This window comes from Amycolatopsis sp. NPDC006131 (genome assembly GCF_040614175.1).
Classification (GTDB): Bacteria; Actinomycetota; Actinomycetes; order Mycobacteriales; family Pseudonocardiaceae; genus Amycolatopsis_E; species Amycolatopsis_E tucumanensis.
In genome coordinates, this window is record NZ_JBEXTX010000074.1 from 1 (window position 1) to 18,773 (window position 18,773).

The following is an 18,773-nucleotide window of genomic DNA, read 5'->3' on the forward strand; positions in this document are numbered from 1 at the left end:
CCGAGACACCGCGTCAAGGCGGGAAAGCGTGCCTTGACCCGGTGGCTCGGCAACCGATTGGGCTGGGGATCGGGTTGCGGGAGAGGGGTGGCTCGAAGGGGTTGGTGCGTGGCGTTGCCGGGTGGCGGTTGTGGTCTGTTTCGTGCGAGAAGAAGGCCCCCGGTTCCGCCCGGGGGCCTTCGTCGTTGCGGGGTCAGCGGGGGCTGCGGGTCCAGTTCACGGCTTCGCTGAAGGGGCCCAGCAGCGGCGGGCCCGCGGTCATCCCGGAGATGCCCTGTCCCGTGGCGAGCGTGTCGGCCAGCTGGAACAACGGCAGCACCGTGTGCTGCGCCCACAGCTTCGGCTCCAGCTCGGCCAGCGCGTCCGCCAGGGGTTTCTCCCCGGTCAGCGCCTCTTCGATCGTCGTCTGCAGGTTCTCGTCGCAGACGGCGGCCGGGTTCGCCGGGATCACGGCCACGTTCGCCGACGGCGTGGACTGCCCGGGGCGGCAGCCGAACGTCGAGGCCAGCACCGTCGCCGCGTCGCCGCCCACCGGGAGCGGCGCCACCGCGATGTCGACGCCCACCGCGCCAGAGTTGCCCGTCGGGGCGGTCGAGCCCTGACTCACCGGCAACGCCAGCAGGTTGGCGAACAGGTCCCGCGGCTGGGCGTTCAGGGTGTTCACCTGGATGCCGGCCGCGATGAGCTGGTTGCTCAGCTCCTTCGCGATGCTCGCGTAGGGCTCCTGCTGCCCCGGCGACGCGACGACCAGCGTGAGCGCCCTGCCGTCCTTGCGCCAGATCCCGGCCTCCTTGACGTAGCCCGCCGCGGTCAGCAGCGACTCCGCCTTCGCCGGGTCCGGCACGCCGTAACCGGCGGGGATCGTCGGTGCGTATCCGGCCTGCGAGGGCCACCGCACCTGCGCGTCGGCCCGGAGGGCGGCCGACGGACCGCCCCCGGTGCCCTCGTCGATCAGCTTGTTCCGGTCGATGATCGCCGACACGGCCTCGCGCACCTGGTCGTCCACCAGCGGGCCGTTCGCCGGGCGCAACAGCACCTCGGCCACCCGCGGGCTGGCCACCGTGGCCAGCTGGACGCTCGGCCCGAGCACCTGGAACTGGTTCAGGCCGGCGCTGTCGGTGCGGGACATGACGAACTGGTCGTTGCCGCTGCGCAGCGCGCCGGCCAGGCCGGTGGCGTCGGACCGGCGCAGCACGATCTGGTCGACCGCGGCCGGCTTGTCCCAGTAGCGCTCGTTGCGCTCCAGGATGATCTCGCCGCGCGCGTTGTCCCGCGTCTTGATCGAGAACGGCCCGCCGTAGGCCGGGAAGCTGTCCTGCAGCGCGCCCTGCCAGCCGCCCGGCGCGTCCTTCAGCAGGTGCTGCGGCAGCAGGTTCGAAAACAGCGTCTGCCAGCCCGGGTACGGCTCGGAGAACGTCACCTGGACGCCCTTGCCGCCCTCGCTGGGCTGGATGTTGCTGATCAGGCGGTACCCGGCGGGCTGCACGACACCGGGCTGGTCGCGCATGGCCTCGGCGAGGTAGACGAAGTCCTCCACCGCGATCGGCGCGCCGTCGGACCACGAGGCGTCCTGCCGGATCAGGTAGGTGACCGTGAACGGGTCGGTCGAGGTGACCTCGGCCGAGCGCATCAGCGTGGTGTCGAGCTGGTTCTCGCCGTTGGCGTCGGGCCGGAACACCGACGGCAGCAGCATCTGCGACAGCGCCGTGGTGATCGTGGACTGGTCGGCCAGGTTGTGCGGGTTGTAACCGCCCGCGATGTCGTCCACGCCGATCACGATCTGCGACGCAGTCGGCGCCGCGGGGCTAGACGACTGGGCCACCGGCGACGTCACGACCGGCGGCGGCGGGGTGCTGGTGCAGGCGGCCAGTGCGGTCAGCAGCACCGTGACCAGTGCCGCCGCTTTACCGCTTCCCCGCACGCTGCCTCCCCTGATGAGCCCATGATGGTGTCACAAGGCCTGTAGCCGCGGTACCGAGATTGCCAGACCGGCCGGGACTCGCTGTCACCGGATCAGGTACCGCCGAAAGGTTGACGTTGCTGAGCGTGTCGTGGTTCCCCCCGGAAACGGAACGGGGGACGCCCACCGCGATGGACGTCCCCCGGCCCGGCGAACTCAGCCGCGCGACTTGGCGCGCGAACGCTCCTTGGCCCGCTGCGTGATCTCCAGCGTCACCTTCCGCACCCGCACCGCGTTCGGCGCTACCTCGACGCACTCGTCGGCGGCGCAGAACTCCAGCGCCTCCTCCAGGCCCAGCTTGCGCGGGCGCGCGAGGCGCTCCAGCTCGTCGCCGGTGGAGGAGCGCATGTTGGTGAGCTTCTTCTCCTTGGTGATGTTGATGTCGAGGTCCTCGGCGCGCGGGTTCTCGCCCACGACCATGCCCTCGTACACCTCGGCGCCCGGCTCGACGAAGAACGTGCCGCGGTCGGCGAGCTGGATCATCGCGTAGGAGGTGACCGGCCCGGACCGGTCGGCGACCAGCGAACCGCTGTGCCGGGTGCGGATCTCGCCCGCCCACGGGTGGTAGCCCTCGAACACGTGGTTCGCGATGCCGGTGCCGCGCGTCTCGGTCAGGAAGTCGGTGCGGAACCCGATCAGGCCGCGCGCCGGGAGCACGAACTCCAGCTTGATGCGGCCGGTGCCGTGCCCGCTCATGTCCTCCATGCGGCCCTTGCGGGCGGCGAGCAGCTGGGTGACCGCGCCGAGGTGCTCCTCGGGGATGTCCAGCGTGAGCCGCTCGAACGGCTCGTGCAGCTTGCCGTCGATGGTCTTGGTGACCACCTGCGGCTTGCCGACGGTCAGCTCGAAGCCCTCGCGGCGCATCTGCTCGACCAGGATCGCCAGCGCCAGCTCGCCACGGCCCTGGACCTCCCAGGTGTCCGGGCGCTCGGTGGGCAGGACGCGGATCGACACGTTGCCGATCAGCTCCTGGTCCAGCCGCGCCTTGACCAGGCGCGCGGTGACCTTGTCGCCGCCGTTGCGGCCGGCCAGCGGCGAGGTGTTCACGCCGATGGTCATCGAGATGGCCGGCTCGTCGACGGTGATCCGGGGCAGCGCCACCGGGTTCTCGACGTCGGCCAGCGTGTCGCCGATCGTGATGTCCGGGATGCCGGCGATGGCGACCAGGTCACCGGCCGAGGCCTCCTGCGCGGGCACCCGCTCCAGCGCCTCGGTGACCAGCAGCTCCGAGATCCGGACGTTCTGCACCGAGCCGTCCTCGCGCAGCCACGCGACGGTCTGGCCCTTGCGGAGCTTGCCCGCGTGGATGCGGATGAGCGCGATGCGGCCGAGGAAGTTCGACGCGTCGAGGTTGGTGACCAGCGCCTGCAGCGGGCTGTCCGGGTCGGCCTTGGGCGGCGGCACGTGGCGCAGCAGGACGTCGAACAGGGGGTCGAGGTTCTCGCTGTCCGGCAGCGCGCCGTCGGCGGGCTGCTCCAGGCTCGCCTTGCCCGCCCGCGCGGAGGCGTAGATCACCGGCAGGTCGAGGACCGCGTCCAGGTCGGCGTCCTCGATGTCGCCGGCCAGGTCGAGCAGCAGGTCGTGGGTCTCCTCGACGACCTCGGCGATGCGGGCGTCCGGGCGGTCGACCTTGTTGACCACCAGCACGACCGGCAGGCCCGCCTGCAGGGTCTTGCGCAGCACGAACCGGGTCTGCGGCAGCGGCCCCTCGCTGGCGTCGACCAGCAGCAGGACGCCGTCGACCATGGACAGGCCGCGCTCGACCTCGCCGCCGAAGTCGGCGTGGCCGGGGGTGTCGATCACGTTGATGGTGACCGGGCCGTCGGCGGTCTGGCGGCGGATGGCGGTGTTCTTGGCGAGGATCGTGATGCCCTTCTCACGTTCCAGCTCGCCCGAGTCCATCACGCGGTCGACGAGCTCGGCACGTTCGCCGAAGGCGCCGGACTGCCGCAGCATGGCGTCGACCAGGGTGGTCTTCCCGTGGTCGACGTGCGCGACGATGGCGACGTTGCGGAGGTCGGTGCGGACCTTCTCGGCGGTAGCTGTGGGCACGCGAGGGCTCCTGAACATTTCGAAGGGATGAATCGCGGGCCCGCTTTGGCATACGCGATCCCGTTCAGGATACCCGGTACCACATTGTGACCAGTGCCACGGTGGATGATCACTTAGGCTCACCTAACCTGAGGACACCCCCGAGTCGTGGAGTGGTGGTTTTGGGCAAGAAGGACGCGGACCCGCGCAAGGTCGTGCGCAAGCTCATGAAGGCGGGCAAGGTCAAGAAGAAGTGCTGCCGCTCGAAGCCCCGCTGCAAGAAGTGCCCGGTCCTCGCACTCCAGCGGGCGAAGGCGGACATCAAGAAGGCGGCCTAGACGGCGAGCGCCTCGTTCACCAGCCGGAGTTCCGGCGCGGTGCGGGTGGCGTCGAATTCGACGATTTCGTGTCGCGCGAGCCGGCGCAGGCGGAACGGGTCGGAAGCCAGAATCGCCTCCAATTTCACCCGCGGCATCGGCCGCGTGATGATGACGCAACCGGAATGCGGCGTGCGCCGCCCGGCCGTCAGGAACTCGCCCGACCGGAAGTGCCGGTCCAGCCATTTCGCGTGGTCGGCCAGGTAGTAGTCGACTTCCTCCACCGGGGCCGTGTAGTCGATCAGCACGATGTACATACCTTCACGGTAGCCCCGGCGAGGACCCCCGGGAAACAATTCTCAGCCATTTGCCAGTAATCTGTGCAACAGCGGTTCGACATTCCAAAGAATTGCTTTCCGGAAGGCAATGTGGATATTACTTTCGGGCGCTGCTACGCTGCCGGTGTGCGTACGATCGTGAACTTCTGGTGGCCGCCCGCAGGCGGTCCCTCCGACGTGCGCTGAAACCCACGACAAGGCCGCCCGCGCAGGCGGCCTTCGTCGTTCCCGGGGCCGTGGCGGGGGTGGCCACCGACCCGAGGAAGCAACCGATGCGAATTTCCGGGATCACCCCGTCCGGCCACACCCACCTCGGCAACCACCTGGGCGCGATCCAGCGCTGGGTGACCGACGGCGGGCCGGACGACCTGTACTTCGTGTCCGACCTGCACGCCATGACGACCACGCACAACCCGGGGAAGCTGCGCGGCCGGACCAGCGAGATGCTGGCCATCCTGGTGGCGGCGGGGATCCCCGCCGAGCGGGTGTTCGTGCAGTCGGACCTGTCCCGCGAGCTGGGCGCGCTGACCTGGATCCTGGAATGCACGTGCAGCTACGGCGAGGCCGCGCGGATGATCCAGTTCAAGGAGAAGGGCAGCGGCCAGCCCGGGGTGCGGCTGAGCCTGCTGACCTACCCGGTGCTGATGGCCGCCGACATCCTGCTGCAGGGCGCGGCGGAGGTGCCGGTCGGTGAGGACCAGAACCAGCACGTGGAGCTGGCGCGGGCGCTGGCCCGGCGGTTCAACGGCACCTACGGCGAGGTGTTCACGGTGCCGCGGCCGGTGCTGCCGCCGACGGGCGCGCGGGTGCGGGACCTGAGCGACCCGGCGCGGAAGATGTCGAAGTCCGCGCGTGACGCGGCCGGGGTGGTGTTCGTGCTGGACGAGCCGGACCTGATCCGCCGCAAGGTGCGGCGCGCGGTCACCGACGGGTTCACCCGGGTCGAGTACGCGCCGGAGGAGCGTCCCGGGGTCGCGAACCTGCTGGAGATCCTGGCCGGCTGCCGGGGCGAGCGGCCCGCGGACGTGGCCCCGGAGTTCTCCTCGTACGGGGCGCTGAAGGAGGCCGTGGCTGAGGCGGTGGTCGAGACGCTGCGCCCGATCCGGGAGCGGACGCTGGAGCTGCTGGCGGACCCGGCGGAGCTGACGCGGATCCGCAAGGAGGGCGCGAGCCGGGCCGCCGAACGCGGCGAGCACCGCCTGACTTCGGCGATGCGGCTCGTCGGCGCGGGCAGGTGACCCGAGCTTGCTGATCCGGCAAATTTCCGTGCCCGCCGGGGAGAGCCCGTGCCAGGGTGGCGGCCATGCCGTCCACCAAGCGCCGCCGCGACGCTCGCCCGCCGAGGACCGGGCCCGCGGAACGGGACGTGCTCGTGGGCTTCCTCGACTACCTGCGCGGCGCAGTGGTCGCGAAGGCGCAGGGCGTCCCGGAACCGCAGGTCCGCACCCCCGGCGTGCCGTCGGGCACGAACCTGCTCGGCCTCGTCAAGCACCTCACCCACGTCGAACGTCACTGGCTGCTCGGCGAGCCGGTGCGCGACTGGGCGGCCACCTTCCACCCGGAACCGGACGAGAGCGCCGACGACGTCGTCCTCGCCTACCAGGACACCACGGCCCGCGCCAATGACGTGATCGCCGCCTGCCCGGACCTGTCCGCGCCCGGACCGCGACCGGGCGGGCGGCGTGGCGCGGCGCCGTCCCTGCGCTGGACCCTCACCCACTTGATCGAGGAGACGGGGCGCCACGCCGGGCACGCCGACATCCTGCGCGAACTGATCGACGGCGCAACGGGACGCTGACTCAGGTCAGCAACCGCCGCAGGTCGGGGAGCAGTTCCAGGTCCGCGGGCAGCCACTCGACGCCGTCCAGGCCGTCCGCGTCGAGCCAGCGCAGCGCCTTGTGGTCCAGCGCCTCCGGCCGGGCGCGCTCGTCGGTCAGCGCGGCGGCGAACACCCGCAGCACCAGCCCGGCCCGCAGCGGCACGTCCGGCCCGACGCGCGAGCCGACCACGACATCCACCCCGAGCTCCTCGCGGCACTCCCGCCGCAGGGCGTCCACTTCGGACTCCCCGGGTTCGACGCGGCCGCCGGGCAGTTCCCACAGCCCGGCCACCTCGCGCGGGTACGCGCGCTGCTGGGCGAGCAGGGACCGGCCCCGCACGATGGCCGCTCCCACGATCACCTTCACGAGGTGGAGACGTTACCGGCCGATCGCCAGACGATCTGGAAGCGGGCACCGCCGTCGGGGGATTCGCCGACGGACACCCGCCCGCCGCGCCGCCGCACCGCTTCGGCGACCATCGCCAGCCCGAGCCCGGTGCCGCCGGATGTGCGGGCGCGGTCGTCGCCCACCCGGTAGAACCGGTCGAACACGCGGTCGCGGTGCTCGGGCGGGATGCCCGGCCCGTCGTCGTCCACGACCAGCCGCACCGTGGAATGGCCGGGCAGCACCGACACCACGATCTGCGATGACGCGTACCGGCAGGCGTTGCGCAGCAGGTTGTTCAGCACCAGCTCGACTTCGGAGTGCGCCGCGTGCGCCCACGCCTGCCCGACCACCCCGGTGACGCGCACGGCGGGCGATCCGGGCGGCAGCCGGTCCGCGGCCGCGCGGGCCTCGGTGAGCAGTTCGACCGCTTCGGCGGGCGGCAGCTCCCCGGCGTCCGACCGCGCCAGTGTCAGCAGCCCGTCCAGCAGCGCGGACAGCCGCTCGGCTTCGGCGAGGATGTCGGCCAGCGTCTCCTGCGCCAGCTCCGGATCGGGGTTCGCGACGGCGACCTCGGCCTGCACGCGGATCGACGCGACCGGCGAGCGCAGTTCGTGCGCGGCGTCGCCGGTGAACCGCCGCAGCCGCTGCGCCGCCTCCTCCTGCCGCGCCAGCAGCGCGTTGAAGTCCGCCGCCAGCGCACGCACCTCGTCGTCGGCCTCGGGCAGCGGCACCCGCTCCCCCGGCGGCAGCGCGCGGACTGTGCGGCGCAGACGGCTCACCCGCCGCAACGCGAACCGCACCACGAGCCAGGTCGCGATCGCGGCCAGCACCGCGCCGATCCCGGCCGCCCACAGCAACCAGGTCGCCGCCTTGTGCACGGCCGCGCGCTGGCCCACCAGCCCGGTCCCGGCCGCGACCAGCCGCAGCTGCCCGTCCGGCGCGGTCACCACCGAGCCCAGCCACCGCATCCGGTCCACGGTCACCGACTGCCCCGCCTTGAGCGCGCGCACGTCACCCGGCCCGAGCGAGGCCACCGGACCGCCGTCGACCGGCGCGCCCGCGGTGTCGAGCACGCGCAAGGTCACGCCGTCCGGCGGCACCGGCAGCTGTCCCGCGGACACGGCCGCGGCGGCGGGAGCGAGCGCCTCGGACAGCTCGGTGTCGACGGAGGAGTCGCGCAGCGGACCGAGGCCGCGCCCCGCCACGATGGCGAGGCCGAGCAGGAACGCGAGCGTGACCGCGGCGGCCGGCGCCGTGATCCGGAACTGCATGGACCGGCGTTCCCACCACCGGCGGAGGAAGCTCACCCGGGCAGGACCTCGTCCAGCGCGGCGTCGGAGGCCAGGTAGCCGTGGCCGCGGACGGTCCGCACCAGCGCGCCCGCCCCGACCGCGTCGAGCTTGCGGCGCACGTACCCGACGTAGACCTCGACGACGTTGCGGGTCGCGGCCTGCTCGTCACCCCAGACCGCACGCAGCAGCTCGTCCTTGGTGACGACCGTCCCGGCCCGCCCGACCAGCACTTCGAGCAGGCTGAACTCGCGCGGGCTCAACGCGACCGGGTCGTCGTGCCAGTGCACCTCGCGGGTGGCGCGGTCGACGACGAGACCGCCGATCCGCAGCGGCCCGCGCGTCCCCTCGCTGGAGGCGCGCCTTAGCACCGCGCGGATCTGCGCGACCAGCACGACGAACGAGAACGGCTTGACCAGGTAGCCGTCGGCGCCCAGGTCGAGCCCGTCGGCCTGGTCGACCTCGCCGTCCTTGGCCGACACCATCAGCACCGGCGTGGTGATGCCCTGCGCGCGCAGCGCCTGCAGCACCCGGTACCCGGACAGGCCGGGGAGCATGATGTCCAGCAACAGCACGTCGAACGACCCGGTCTGCGCGAGGCGCAGGCCGCTCGGGCCGTCGGGGGCGGTGACGACGTCCATGCCCTCCGCGCGCAGCCCGCGGTGCAGCGCCTTGCGCACACCGGGCTCGTCGTCCACCACGAGGATCCGAGGGTTCACGGTTGTCTAGCATGCCCGGTTTTTCCAGCTCGGGCGCGCGCTCTCAGCGGTCTCTCAGCATCTCAGGGCCATCTCAGGGCGGATCGAGGAGTGTCAGCGGCGGGGAAAGAGCACACTGGTGCTCGGTTGACACAGGGAGAAGAGATGCAGCCGAAGACGAAGGCCATCACCGCCGCGGTCACCGGGTCCGCGCTCGGCGCCGCCGGGCTCGCCTGGCTCGCGATGCCCGCGGCCGCGGGCGAGGCGCCCGAGCTGCCGCCGATCAGCGCGGAGGAGCTGGTGCAGTCGGTGGCCACCACCAAGACGCCGGCGCTGGCGGGCACGGTCGAGGTGGACAACAACCTGGGCCTGCCGGTCTCGACCCTGCCGGGGGGCGCGAGCCTGGACATCGACGCGGCCCGCGTCTACAACGACGGCGCGGGCAACAGCAAGCTCGCGATCGAGCAGGGGGCCAGCGAGCACACCGTCGTCCGCAACGGGGCGACCGTGTGGACGTACAACTCGGCGTCGAACGAGGCCACGAAGGTCACGGTGCCGCCGGAGGCGCTGCAGAAGCCGGAGGAGTACCAGCTCAGCGACCCGGCGACGGCGACGACGCAGGTGCTCGCGAAGGTCCGCGAGAGCAGCACCGTGACGGTCGAGGGCACCGCCCGCGTCGCCGGACGCGCGGCGTACGAGCTGGTGCTGACGCCGAAGCCGACCGAGCGCACGCTGTTGCGCGAGGTGCGCGTCGCGGTCGACGCCGAGAAGCGCGTGCCGCTGCGCCTGGCCGTGATGACCTACGGCACGTCGGACCCGGCGTTCCAGGTGGCGTTCAGCGACATCGCGTTCGCGCCGCAGCCGGCGAGCGAGTTCCAGTTCACCCCGCCGCAGGGCGCGAAGGTGACCGAGGAGCAGGCGCCTGCCGAGCACCCGGACCAGCGGGCCGTCGAGGACGCGGTGCAGGTCAGCGGTGACGGCTGGGACAGCGTCCTGACCGGTTCGTTCCCGGCCGAGGCGCTGGCGCCGCAGCAGGGCGAGCGCGGGCAGAACGTGGACCCGAAGGCCCTGCTGGCGCAGTTCGGCAAGCCGGTCAGCGGCGCGTTCGGCACCGGCTACGTGATCACCACGAAGGTCGGCACCGCGCTGGTCACCGACGACGGCCGCTTCGCCGTCGGCGCGGTGCCGGAGCAGGTGCTGATCGAGGCTCTGGGAGCGAAATGACGGAGACACTGCCGGTGGGCGCTTCGGTCGAAGCGCCCACCGCGGGTCCGGCACTCGCCGCGCGGACCAGGGGGCTGCGCAAGGTGTACCGGACCGCGGTCGCGGTGGACCAGGTCGATCTGGACGTGCCGGAGGGCGCGGTGCTGGGCATGCTCGGGCCGAACGGGTCGGGCAAGACCACCACGATCCGGATGCTGCTCGGCCTGGTCCGCCCGACCGAGGGCGAGGTGGAGCTGCTCGGTCACCGGATGCCCGACGGCGCGCCGCGAGCGCTGCCGGATGTCGGCGCGCTGGTCGAGGGGCCGGGCTTCCACCCGTTCCTGTCCGGGCGGGAGAACCTGCGCCGCGTCGCGGCCGCCGAGCCGCGGCTGTCGTCGGCGGCGATCCCCCGCGCGGTCGAGAACGCGCTGGAGCGGGTCGGGCTCGGGCACGCCGCGCACCGGCGCTACCGGGGGTACTCGCTGGGCATGAAGCAGCGGCTGGGGCTCGCCTCGGCGCTGCTCGTGCCGCGGCGGATGGTCGTGCTGGACGAGCCGACGAACGGCCTGGACCCGGCGGGCACGCGGGAGATCCGCAACATCATCGGCGAGCTGCACGCCGAGGGCGTCACCGTGCTGGTGTCCTCGCACCTGCTCGCCGAGGTCGAGGCGACCTGCACGCACGTGGCGGTCCTGCACGACGGCACGGTGGTGGCGCAGGGCGAGCTGGACGAGCTGCTGGAGTCCGGCACGCCGTCGCTGGTCGTGTCCACTCCGGACGGTGACAAGGCGCTCACCGCCCTGCGCGACAACCGCATCCCCGGCCGGCTCACGCCGGAGGGCGTGCGGGCGGACCTGAGCGCGGCGACCGCGCCGCAGGTGATCGAGACGCTGGTGCGGGCCGGGGTGTCCGTGCACGAGGCGAAGCGGGCCCGCACCGGCCTGGAGGACCTGTTCGCGCGCCTGACGCAACGGGATTCCGAAACCGGGGGCCTGCCGGATGTGGACGAGGGGGCGTCATGACGGCGACACTGGACGCGGCGCCGGTGGAACGGTGGAGTGTGCCGTTCCACCGGCTCTACCGCGCCGAGCTGCGGTGGATCTTCCGCCGCCCGCGCACGCTGATCGTGCTGGGCCTGCTCGCGCTGATCCCGGTGATCGTCGGGATCGGGCTGACGATCGCGGGCGACAGCGGCGGCGGGCCCAGCGGCGGTGAGGGCGACAACGCGCTGCTGGCGTCCGCGGCCGGGAACGCGCTGGTCCTGCCGCTGGCCACGCTCGGGCTGACCCTGAACCTGATGCTGCCGCTGGTCACGGCGATGTCGGCGGGCGACGCGCTCGCCGGCGAATCGGCCGTGGGCACGCTGCGCGGGCTGCTGCTCGCGCCGGTGAGCCGCGGCAGGCTGCTGCTGATGAAGGCGCTCGGGGTCGCGTCCTTCACGCTGGCCGCGGCGCTGCTGATGGCCGTGGTCGCGATGGTGACCGGGCTGGTGATCAACGGGACCGGATCGCTGTTCACGCTGTCCGGCAACACGCTGTCCTTTGTGGACGCCTTGGGCCGGGTCGCGCTGGCGGCGGTGTGGGTGACGCTGCAGCTGTGGGCGGTCGGGGCTATCGCGCTGGCGATCTCGGCGTGCACCGAGCACCCGATGGTCGTCGTGGTGTCGATGCTGGCCGGCGTCGTGGTGTCGACGGTGCTGCTCCTGCTGTCGGCGGTGGACTGGCTGCACCCGTTCCTGCTGCCGCAGTCCTGGACCGCGATCGCGGACATCCTGCGCGATCCGATCCCGGCCGACCAGCTCGGCGAGGGCGCGATCCGCGCCGCGTGCTACGTCGTGATCGGCCTGTCGCTGGCCTACGCGCGGCTGTCCACGAAGGACGGTTAGCCGATCAGGGCGACGCCGTCCGGGTCGGGGGCGATGCTGATCTCGTCGCCCGGGTTCACGTCGGCGGAAACCGCCGCGACCGCGTCCACCGTGCCTGCGCTCGTGCGCACGGACAGGCGGACGTTGTCGCGGCGGTGCACCTTGCTCAGCACCTCGCCGGTGATCCCGGCGGTCGCGAGCCGCAGCCCGGTGGGGCGCAGGCCGAGCCGGACCGGTCCGTTCGCGGCCTCCGGGATGGCCACCTCGCCGAACGGGCAGCGCACGATCCCGTCCGCCGCCTCGCCGTCGACGACCGTGGTGACGCCGAGGAAGCGCGCCACGTTCTCGTCCGCGGGCCGCCGCCACACCTCGCGCACCGCCCCGGCCTGCCGGATCTTCCCGGCCTGCAGCACGGCCACGCGGTCGGCGAGCGTGAACGCCTCCTCCTGGTCGTGCGTGACGAGCAGCGCGGTGATCTTCGCGCTGCGCAGCATCTCGGCCAGGTCGACGGCCAGCTGCTCACGCAACCCGGCGTCCAAACCGGACAGCGGCTCGTCGAGCAGCAGCAGGCGGGGCTCCGGCGCGAGCGCGCGGGCCAGCGCGACGCGTTGCGCCTCCCCGCCGGACAGCTCGGTCACCCGCCGCTTCTGGTAGCCGGCCAGGCCGACGAGGTCGAGCAGCCGGCTCACGCGTTCCGCGCGCTCGGCCGGCGGCATCCCGTGCATCCGCGGGCCGAACGCGATGTTCCCGGCCACGTCCCGGTGCGGGAACAGCTGGCCGTCCTGGAACACCAGCCCGAACCCGCGCTTGTGCACCGGCACGCGGGCCAGGTCGGCGCCGTCCCAGCGCACGCTGCCCGCGGTGATCGGCTCCAGACCGGTGATCGCGCGCAGCAGCGTCGACTTCCCGGAGCCGGACGGGCCGAGCAGCGCGAGCACCTCGCCGTCGGCGATCTCCAGGTCCACGCCGGAGACGGCGGTGAACGGGCCGTACCGCACGGTCAGGCCGGACACGGTCAACGCCATGGCTAGAACTCCCCCACCCGGCCGGACGCGAGCCGGTCGATCACGATCACCGCGGCCGCGGTGACCAGCATGAGCAGCGCGCACGCCGCGTACGCCATCTGGTTGTTGAGCTGGCCCGGCCGCGCGATCAGCGCCGCGATCGCGACCGGCAGGGTCGGCGTCTGCGGGCGCGCCAGGAAGCTCGTCGCGCCGAACTCGCCGAGCGCGACGACGTAGCCGAACCCGGCCGCGGCGACGACGGCGCGGAACGCCAGCGGCACGTCGATCTCGCGCCACACCCGCGCCGGGCTCGCGCCGAGGGTGGCCGCGGCTTGGCGCAGGCGGTCGTCGATCGACCGCACCACGGGCAGCACCGTGCGGATCACCAGCGGGATCACCACCAGCGCCTGCGCGAGCGGCACCAGCAGCGGCGACCGGCGCAGGTCGCCCGGCAGCGCGTCGAGCGTGATGAGGTAGCCGAACCCGACGGTCACCGCGGACACGCCGAGCGGCAGCATCAGCGCGGCGTCCATCGACTCGCCGACGCCGCGCGCGAGCCGTCCCGGCGACCGGCGCAACGCGACCAGCAGCACCGACGCCGACACGCCGATGACCATCGCCAGCACCGTCGCGTCGGTCGCGGTGCGCAGCGAGTTCAGCGCCGCGTCCCAGCCGGACACCTGGAGCGTGCCGTCGTTGCCGGTGCTGGACAGCGCCCGGTAACCGGCCAGGCTCCAGCCGTCCGCGGTGGACACCGAGCGCACCAGCAATGCGACGATCGGGGTCAGCAGCAGGCCGAGCACGACGACCGCGGCGCCGACCACGGCCCACTCCCCGCCGACCGGGCGGCGCGCGGTCTCCCGGCGCGACCGCAGCCGCAACGCGCTCTCCCGGCGGCGGCGAGCGGCCGCGCCGAGCAGCAGCGCGCCCAGCACGGCGGCGATCTGCACCAGCGACAGCGCCGCCGCGCCGGTCAGGTCGAGCAGGTTCTCGGTGCGCAGGTAGATCTCGGTCTCCAGCGTGCGGTACCGCGCGCCGCCGAGGATCAGCACCACACCGAAACTGGTGGCGCAGAACAGGAACACGACGGCGGCCGCGGACGTGATCGCCGGCATCAGCGCGGGCAGCGTCACCGAGCGGAACGCACGCCAGCGGGACGCGCCCAGCGCGCGGGCGGCGTCCTCGGCCCGCGAGTCCAGCAACGCCCACAGCCCGGCGACCGTGCGGCCGACGACGGCGACGTTGAAGAACGCGTTGGCCAGCACGATGGACAGCCAGCCGCCGTCGGTCCACAGCGCCCGGAACGCGAGGCCCACCACCACGGTGGGCAGCACGAACGGGACGAGCACCAGCGTCCGGACGACCGCCACCCCGGGCAGCCGCACGCGCGCCAGCAGGAACGCGACCGGCAGGCCGGCGACCACGGCGATCAGGGTCGAACCGGCGGCCTGCGCGACCGTGAACCAGGCCAGCCGCCACGTCTCGCCCTCGGCCAGCGCGGCGAGCACCTCGCCGTCGACGAAGCCCAGCCGCAGGATCGCGCCGACCGGCCAGGCGAAGAAGACAACCAGGAACCCGAGCGGCAGCACGGCCAGTGCCGCCAGCCCGAGCCCGGCACGGCTCACTGGCCGAGCAAGGAGCGCCACTGCTCGATCCACCGCTCACGCCCGGCCTGCACCGTCTCGGCGGGCAGGCTCGCCGGGTTCGGCGGCAGCGGGGCGGCCGTCGTCCACGCCGTGGGCAACGCCACGCCCTCCCGCGCCGGGTAGACGTACATGTTCTCCGCCACCGTCGCCTGGAACTGCTGGGACAGCAGGAAGTCGATCACCTTCTGCGCGTTGGCCGCGTTGGGCGAGCCGGCCAGCACACCGGCGTACTCGACCTGGCGGAAGCAGGTGTCCAGCAGCGCCTTCGTGCGCGGCTTGCCGTCCTCGCCGATCTCCGCCGCGGGCGAGGACGCGTAGGACACCACGATCGGACGCGGCCCCTTGCCGGAGGAGCCGGAGAAGTCCTGGCCGTAGGCCTCCTCCCAGCCAGCGACGGCGCGCATGCCGTTGTCCTTCAGCTGGGTCCAGTAGGCCTGCCAGTTCTGCTCGCCGTAGCGGGCGATGGTGCCGAGCAGGAACGCCAGGCCGGGGGAGCTGGTGGCCGGGTTCTCCACGACCAGCAGGTCCTTGTACTCCGGCTTGACCAGGTCGTCGTAGGTCGCGGGCTCCGGGATGCCGCGCTCGGCGAACCAGGCGGTGTCGATGTTGACGCAGACGTCGCCCACGTCGACGGCCGACAGGCGGTGCTCGGAGTCCACGGCGTAGCGCTGCGGGCCGCGGTCGGCCTCGGGGCTGGTGTAGGGCGCGAAGACGCCTTCGGTGAGCGCGCGCGAGGCGAAGGTCGAGTCGACGCCGAACGCCGCGTCGCCGATCGGGTTGGCCTTCGTGAGCACCAGGGTGTTGGTGAGCGCGCCCGCGTCGCCCTTCTTCACGACGTTGATCGTGATGCCGGTCTGCTGCCGGAAGGCGTCGAGCACTTGCTGCGGCGCGGCGAACGAGTCATGGGTGACGAGCGTGACCGTGGCCGGGCCGTCCTCCGCGTCGTTGCCGGCCAGCGTGCAGCCCGCGGTCAGGGCGGCGACAAGGCCGACCAGGACGCCCGTGCGGAATCTCATGACCACTCCTCGCTCGTTCCGGCGAGAAAGGTCGGGGCCCTCCCTGCGCCGGCATGATCCGGATCAGGTGCGAACGGTCGCGGGGCGAACCCGCCTCTCAGCCCGGTGGACCCGGACTCCCGTGGCAACCGTGCAGCGTACCCGCCGCCGTACCACCATGGAGCACATGGCGGAACTACTGAGCGAAACCGAGATCTCCGAGGCCCTCAACAAGCTGCCGTACTGGCAGCGCGCGGGCGACGCGCTGGAGCGCACGGCCGAACTCGGCGACTTTCCGCAGGCCATCGCGGTGGTCAATCGCGTCGCCGAGATCGCCGAGGGCGTGAACCACCACCCGGACATGGACATCCGGTGGCGCACCGTGACGTTCCGGTGCAGCACCCATTCGGCGGGCGGGATCACCGCGAAGGACGTGTCGCTCGCCGAACAGATCGACGGCACGATCGACGCGCTGTGATCTAGGCCGGACCGGCAACTTCGCGGCCGGTCCCGTGCGTTGCCCCTGGTGGAGGGAACGCACCATGAGGAAGGTTGTCACGCGACTGGCCGCCGTGGGGGCCGCCGTCGCCTTGTTGCTGGGAGTGCTCGCCGGGACCGCTTCGGCGGTCACGTCCACCGCCGTCGAACCGCCGGGCGAGACGCGCGCGGTGGTGGTCGGGACGCTGGCGTTCGGGTTGATGATCGCCGCGGCGGGGGCCGTGTTCTGGTACACGGCGCGACATCGGGGACCGCAGGAGTGATTTCGGTCACGTCGGCCGCCGGTCTGTAACGACAGGGGTGTCGCGGGCGCTGTCACGCGCGGAAGTCCCTGCTCACCCCGAGGTTCGCCGCCATGAACACCACGCCCGCCCTGTCGCCCGCCCAGCGCGCCTGGGTCACCGCTCTGGCCACCGTGATCACCCTGCTCGCCGTTCTCGTGCTCGCCGCGCTGGGCTGAGTTCCAGCAGGTCAAAGGCCCGTCGGTACCCCGGCGGGCCTTTTTCACGCGCAGTTGATCTGTGTCCATGACCACTCGTTGGTGACTTTTCCGTGTCCTATTCGTAATGTCACGGGCGGCCATCCCCCGAACGGCCGAAAAGTCCCCTCCCCGAAAATGGTGATCTTCCGAATGGTGGGTCGACATAGATCCAAAGCGAAATCGCTGAGAGTCCCCCTGGCGATCGGCCTGGCCGCGGCGTTCGTGCTGGGCTTCGCGGTCTGGCTGACCGGCAACTTCAGCAGGCAGGACACGGCCAGCATGGCGGCGCAGATGAAGCCGCTGCCGACGACCTCGGCCCCGACGAGCACGTCGAGCAGCACGACCACGCCGCCACCGCCTCCCCCGCCGGTGACGACGACGCCGCCGGTGGCGCCCCCGCCGTCGACCACTTCGAAGTCGACGCCGAAGTCCACGAAGACGACCCCGAAGACGACGACCAAGGCGGCGAACGCCTGCTCGTCGGTGCTCGAGGGCACGTTGCCGCACGTGGCGAAGGTGGGCAACCACATCGCCGCGAAGTTCGGCGTGGACGACATCGGCGGCCGAGCGGGCCGCTCCGGCACGAGCGACCACCCCAGTGGCCTCGCGCTGGACTTCATGGTGGACACGTCGACGGGCAACGCCATCGCCGACTACCTGCTGGCCAACCAGTCCGAGTTCAACGTCAAGTACGTGATCTGGAGGCAGCGCTACAACGACGGCAGCGGCTGGTCGACGATGGAAGACCGCGGCGACGCCACGGCCAACCACTACGACCACGTGCACGTGTCGTTCGAGTCGAGCGGATCGGTGAACGTGACCTGCTGATCGGCGGTTACGGGCTCGACGCCCGCAGTTCACGAGAGAACGCCCAGGCTTCCCCGGCCTGGGCGTTCTCTTGTTCTTTCGGTGTCGCCCAGCCGCCGGCGGCGGGCTCCGCTGTGCCCTGAGCAGGCGCCCTGCCACCTCAGCACGCCCCACCGCTCATGGTCCACCCGCCCTGCGGCGCGCGCACCGCCCACCAGCCGGCGCACCGCCCACCAGCCCCTGGAACCCCACGGCCCACCGGCCCGCCAGCCGGCACACCGCCCACCAGCCCCTGACACCCCGACAGCCCGCCGGCCCGTCAGCCGGCACACCGCCCACCAGCCCCTGACACCCCGACAGCCCGCCGGCCCGTCAGCCGGCACACCATCCACCAGCCCCTGACACCCCCACGGCCCACTGGCCCGTCAGCCGGCGCACCATCCACCAACCCCTGGAACCCCCACAGCCCACCAGCCCGCCAGCCGACACATCGCCCACGGCTCACCGGCCCGCCGGCCCGCGCACCGCCCACCAGCCCCTGACACCCCCAACGGCTCACCGGCCCGCCAGCCCGCGCACCGCCCACCAGCCCCACACCCCCCACGGCCCTCGCGCCGCCCCACCCCACCCCACCGCGCCGGAGACCGCGACCCGGCGCCATGAGCTCGCGCTCCGTGGACCCACGAGCTACTTTCGGTCACCTGATTCCCGCGGCTCGAACGTCCCGGACCGTGTCCCGCTGCTGGCACGGGCTCGTCGCGCTCGTCGTGATCGCCTCGCTCGCCGTCCAGCTGGCGCTGATCTTCACCGGCGGCGCCGACGCGAACTCCGGCCAGGCCGAGGCGCTCAACCTCGGGGTCCGCCTGTGGCGGCTCTTCAGCTACTTCACCATCGAGAGCAACCTGCTCGTGCTCGCCGCCGCGCTGGTGCTCGTGTGGCGCACCACCTTCGACGGCCCGGTCTGGCGCGTGGTGCGGCTGGACGCGCTACTCGGGATCCTCATCACCGGGCTGGTTTCGCGATCATGCTGGCGCCCCAGGTGCACCTCACCGGAGCCGCTCTGGCCGTGACCATCGGCTTCCACTACATCTCCCCGTGGGCGACGATCGCGGCGTCGCTGTTGTTCGGGCCGCGCCCGCGGATCTCGTGGTCGACGGTCGCGGGCGCCTTTGTGTGGCCCTTGGCGTGGCTCGTCTACATCTTCACGCAGGGCGCCTTCACCGACTGGTACCCGTACCCGTTCCTGGACGTGACGAAACTGGGCCTCGGAGCAGCCATCCGCAACGCGGGGCGCGTCGTGGTGCTCGCCCTGGCGTTCGCGGCACTGTTCAAACTCGCCGACGCCCGGATGCCGGCCCTCCTGCGGGACACGGCACCGGGTGTCGCCCTCGCCGGAGCGATCAGCGCGGTAGGCCGGGTCAGACGTTGAACCTGA

At 72.4% G+C, this 18,773-nt stretch carries 21 protein-coding genes and 1 riboswitch; of the genes, 11 read left to right on the plus strand and 10 right to left on the minus strand.

The features are described from left to right. Nucleotides 1-193: 193 nt before the first annotated feature. The gene (locus ABZ215_RS29865) at nucleotides 194-1,885 is read right to left on the minus strand and encodes an ABC transporter family substrate-binding protein (protein ID WP_020422295.1); all 1,692 of its coding nucleotides are present in this window, start codon (nucleotides 1,883-1,885) and stop codon (nucleotides 194-196) included. 231 nt (nucleotides 1,886-2,116) lie between these two features. Then, entirely contained in the window at nucleotides 2,117-4,012 is a 1,896-nt protein-coding gene (gene typA, locus ABZ215_RS29870; protein ID WP_017984751.1) for a translational GTPase TypA, read from the minus strand. Between the two features lie 155 nt (nucleotides 4,013-4,167). Between typA and ABZ215_RS29875 the strand changes: the two genes are divergently transcribed. Further along, nucleotides 4,168-4,329 carry a hypothetical protein gene (locus ABZ215_RS29875; protein WP_157358800.1) on the plus strand — a complete coding sequence of 54 codons (162 nt, stop codon included), beginning with the start codon at nucleotides 4,168-4,170 and terminating at the stop codon, nucleotides 4,327-4,329. Here the strand turns inward: ABZ215_RS29875 and ABZ215_RS29880 are convergent. Then, complete coding sequence (locus ABZ215_RS29880) at nucleotides 4,326-4,625, minus strand: YciI family protein (protein ID WP_354953332.1); 300 nt, start codon at nucleotides 4,623-4,625, stop codon at nucleotides 4,326-4,328. The genes ABZ215_RS29875 and ABZ215_RS29880 overlap by 4 nt on opposite strands. Nucleotides 4,626-4,918: 293 nt before the next feature. On the opposite strand from ABZ215_RS29880, the gene trpS reads away from it, so the two are divergent. Both trpS and ABZ215_RS29890 read left to right on the plus strand, forming a co-directional pair. Further along, on the plus strand, nucleotides 4,919-5,884 hold the full coding sequence (trpS, locus tag ABZ215_RS29885; RefSeq protein WP_354953334.1) for a tryptophan--tRNA ligase: 966 nt from the start codon (nucleotides 4,919-4,921) through the stop codon (nucleotides 5,882-5,884). 65 nt (nucleotides 5,885-5,949) lie between these two features. Further along, complete coding sequence (locus tag ABZ215_RS29890) at nucleotides 5,950-6,444, plus strand: DinB family protein (protein ID WP_354709000.1); 495 nt, start codon at nucleotides 5,950-5,952, stop codon at nucleotides 6,442-6,444. A 1-nt stretch (nucleotide 6,445) separates the two neighbouring features. Here the strand turns inward: ABZ215_RS29890 and ABZ215_RS29895 are convergent, their stop codons facing one another. From ABZ215_RS29895 to ABZ215_RS29905, 3 genes are read right to left on the minus strand one after another with little or no spacing between them, the layout of a single operon-like run. After that, nucleotides 6,446-6,832: an NUDIX domain-containing protein gene (locus ABZ215_RS29895; RefSeq protein WP_020422300.1), complete on the minus strand. Its 387-nt coding sequence runs from the start codon at nucleotides 6,830-6,832 to the stop codon at nucleotides 6,446-6,448. Beyond that, nucleotides 6,829-8,160 (minus strand): ATP-binding protein, encoded by a 1,332-nt coding sequence (locus ABZ215_RS29900; RefSeq protein ID WP_354953336.1) that lies wholly within the window; start codon nucleotides 8,158-8,160, stop codon nucleotides 6,829-6,831. Before ABZ215_RS29900 ends, ABZ215_RS29895 begins: the two co-directional genes overlap by 4 nt. Then, entirely contained in the window at nucleotides 8,157-8,861 is a 705-nt protein-coding gene (locus tag ABZ215_RS29905) for a response regulator transcription factor (protein WP_020422302.1), read from the minus strand. Before ABZ215_RS29905 ends, ABZ215_RS29900 begins: the two co-directional genes overlap by 4 nt. Before the next feature lie 144 nt (nucleotides 8,862-9,005). Between ABZ215_RS29905 and ABZ215_RS29910 the strand changes: the two genes are divergently transcribed. The 3 genes from ABZ215_RS29910 to ABZ215_RS29920 are packed head-to-tail and all read left to right on the plus strand — an operon-like array spanning nucleotide 9,006 to nucleotide 11,928. Then, nucleotides 9,006-10,064, plus strand: coding sequence for a sigma-E factor regulatory protein RseB domain-containing protein (locus tag ABZ215_RS29910; RefSeq protein ID WP_237336066.1), 1,059 nt, complete (start codon nucleotides 9,006-9,008; stop codon nucleotides 10,062-10,064). Next, nucleotides 10,061-11,065 (plus strand): ABC transporter ATP-binding protein, encoded by a 1,005-nt coding sequence (locus ABZ215_RS29915; RefSeq protein ID WP_020422304.1) that lies wholly within the window; start codon nucleotides 10,061-10,063, stop codon nucleotides 11,063-11,065. The genes ABZ215_RS29910 and ABZ215_RS29915 overlap by 4 nt, the downstream gene beginning before the upstream one ends. Beyond that, nucleotides 11,062-11,928, plus strand: coding sequence for an ABC transporter permease subunit (locus ABZ215_RS29920; protein WP_020422305.1), 867 nt, complete (start codon nucleotides 11,062-11,064; stop codon nucleotides 11,926-11,928). Before ABZ215_RS29915 ends, ABZ215_RS29920 begins: the two co-directional genes overlap by 4 nt. Here ABZ215_RS29920 and ABZ215_RS29925 read toward each other — a convergent pair. Genes ABZ215_RS29925 through ABZ215_RS29935 form a run of 3 tightly spaced genes read right to left on the minus strand, consistent with a single transcriptional unit; the run spans nucleotide 11,925 to nucleotide 15,573 of the window. Beyond that, entirely contained in the window at nucleotides 11,925-12,932 is a 1,008-nt protein-coding gene (locus tag ABZ215_RS29925; RefSeq protein ID WP_354953339.1) for an ABC transporter ATP-binding protein, read from the minus strand. The genes ABZ215_RS29920 and ABZ215_RS29925 overlap by 4 nt on opposite strands. Before the next feature lie 2 nt (nucleotides 12,933-12,934). Then, nucleotides 12,935-14,536 (minus strand): iron ABC transporter permease, encoded by a 1,602-nt coding sequence (locus ABZ215_RS29930; RefSeq protein WP_237336068.1) that lies wholly within the window; start codon nucleotides 14,534-14,536, stop codon nucleotides 12,935-12,937. Beyond that, the gene (locus ABZ215_RS29935) at nucleotides 14,533-15,573 is read right to left on the minus strand and encodes a thiamine ABC transporter substrate-binding protein (protein WP_354953341.1); all 1,041 of its coding nucleotides are present in this window, start codon (nucleotides 15,571-15,573) and stop codon (nucleotides 14,533-14,535) included. The genes ABZ215_RS29930 and ABZ215_RS29935 overlap by 4 nt, the downstream gene beginning before the upstream one ends. A 22-nt stretch (nucleotides 15,574-15,595) precedes the next feature. Then, nucleotides 15,596-15,706: riboswitch (TPP riboswitch) on the minus strand. Nucleotides 15,707-15,739: 33 nt separating this feature from the next. Here ABZ215_RS29935 and ABZ215_RS29940 point away from each other — a divergent pair. After that, the gene (locus ABZ215_RS29940; protein WP_354953343.1) at nucleotides 15,740-16,030 is read left to right on the plus strand and encodes a 4a-hydroxytetrahydrobiopterin dehydratase; all 291 of its coding nucleotides are present in this window, start codon (nucleotides 15,740-15,742) and stop codon (nucleotides 16,028-16,030) included. Nucleotides 16,031-16,094: 64 nt separating this feature from the next. Continuing rightward, nucleotides 16,095-16,313, plus strand: coding sequence for a hypothetical protein (locus ABZ215_RS29945; RefSeq protein ID WP_020422310.1), 219 nt, complete (start codon nucleotides 16,095-16,097; stop codon nucleotides 16,311-16,313). 241 nt (nucleotides 16,314-16,554) lie between these two features. Here the strand turns inward: ABZ215_RS29945 and ABZ215_RS29950 are convergent, their stop codons facing one another. Beyond that, nucleotides 16,555-17,061, minus strand: coding sequence for a hypothetical protein (locus ABZ215_RS29950; protein WP_345072982.1), 507 nt, complete (start codon nucleotides 17,059-17,061; stop codon nucleotides 16,555-16,557). Between ABZ215_RS29950 and ABZ215_RS29955 the strand changes: the two genes are divergently transcribed. From ABZ215_RS29955 to ABZ215_RS29965, 3 genes are all read left to right on the plus strand, one after another. Next, nucleotides 17,039-17,359 (plus strand): hypothetical protein, encoded by a 321-nt coding sequence (locus ABZ215_RS29955; RefSeq protein ID WP_308191146.1) that lies wholly within the window; start codon nucleotides 17,039-17,041, stop codon nucleotides 17,357-17,359. The genes ABZ215_RS29950 and ABZ215_RS29955 overlap by 23 nt on opposite strands. Before the next feature lie 710 nt (nucleotides 17,360-18,069). Next, a complete protein-coding gene (locus tag ABZ215_RS29960) occupies nucleotides 18,070-18,408 on the plus strand; it encodes a hypothetical protein (RefSeq protein WP_354953345.1) in 339 nt (112 codons plus the stop codon). Next, complete coding sequence (locus tag ABZ215_RS29965) at nucleotides 18,363-18,767, plus strand: Pr6Pr family membrane protein (RefSeq protein ID WP_354953347.1); 405 nt, start codon at nucleotides 18,363-18,365, stop codon at nucleotides 18,765-18,767. Before ABZ215_RS29960 ends, ABZ215_RS29965 begins: the two co-directional genes overlap by 46 nt. The last annotated feature ends 6 nt before the right edge of the window (nucleotides 18,768-18,773 follow it).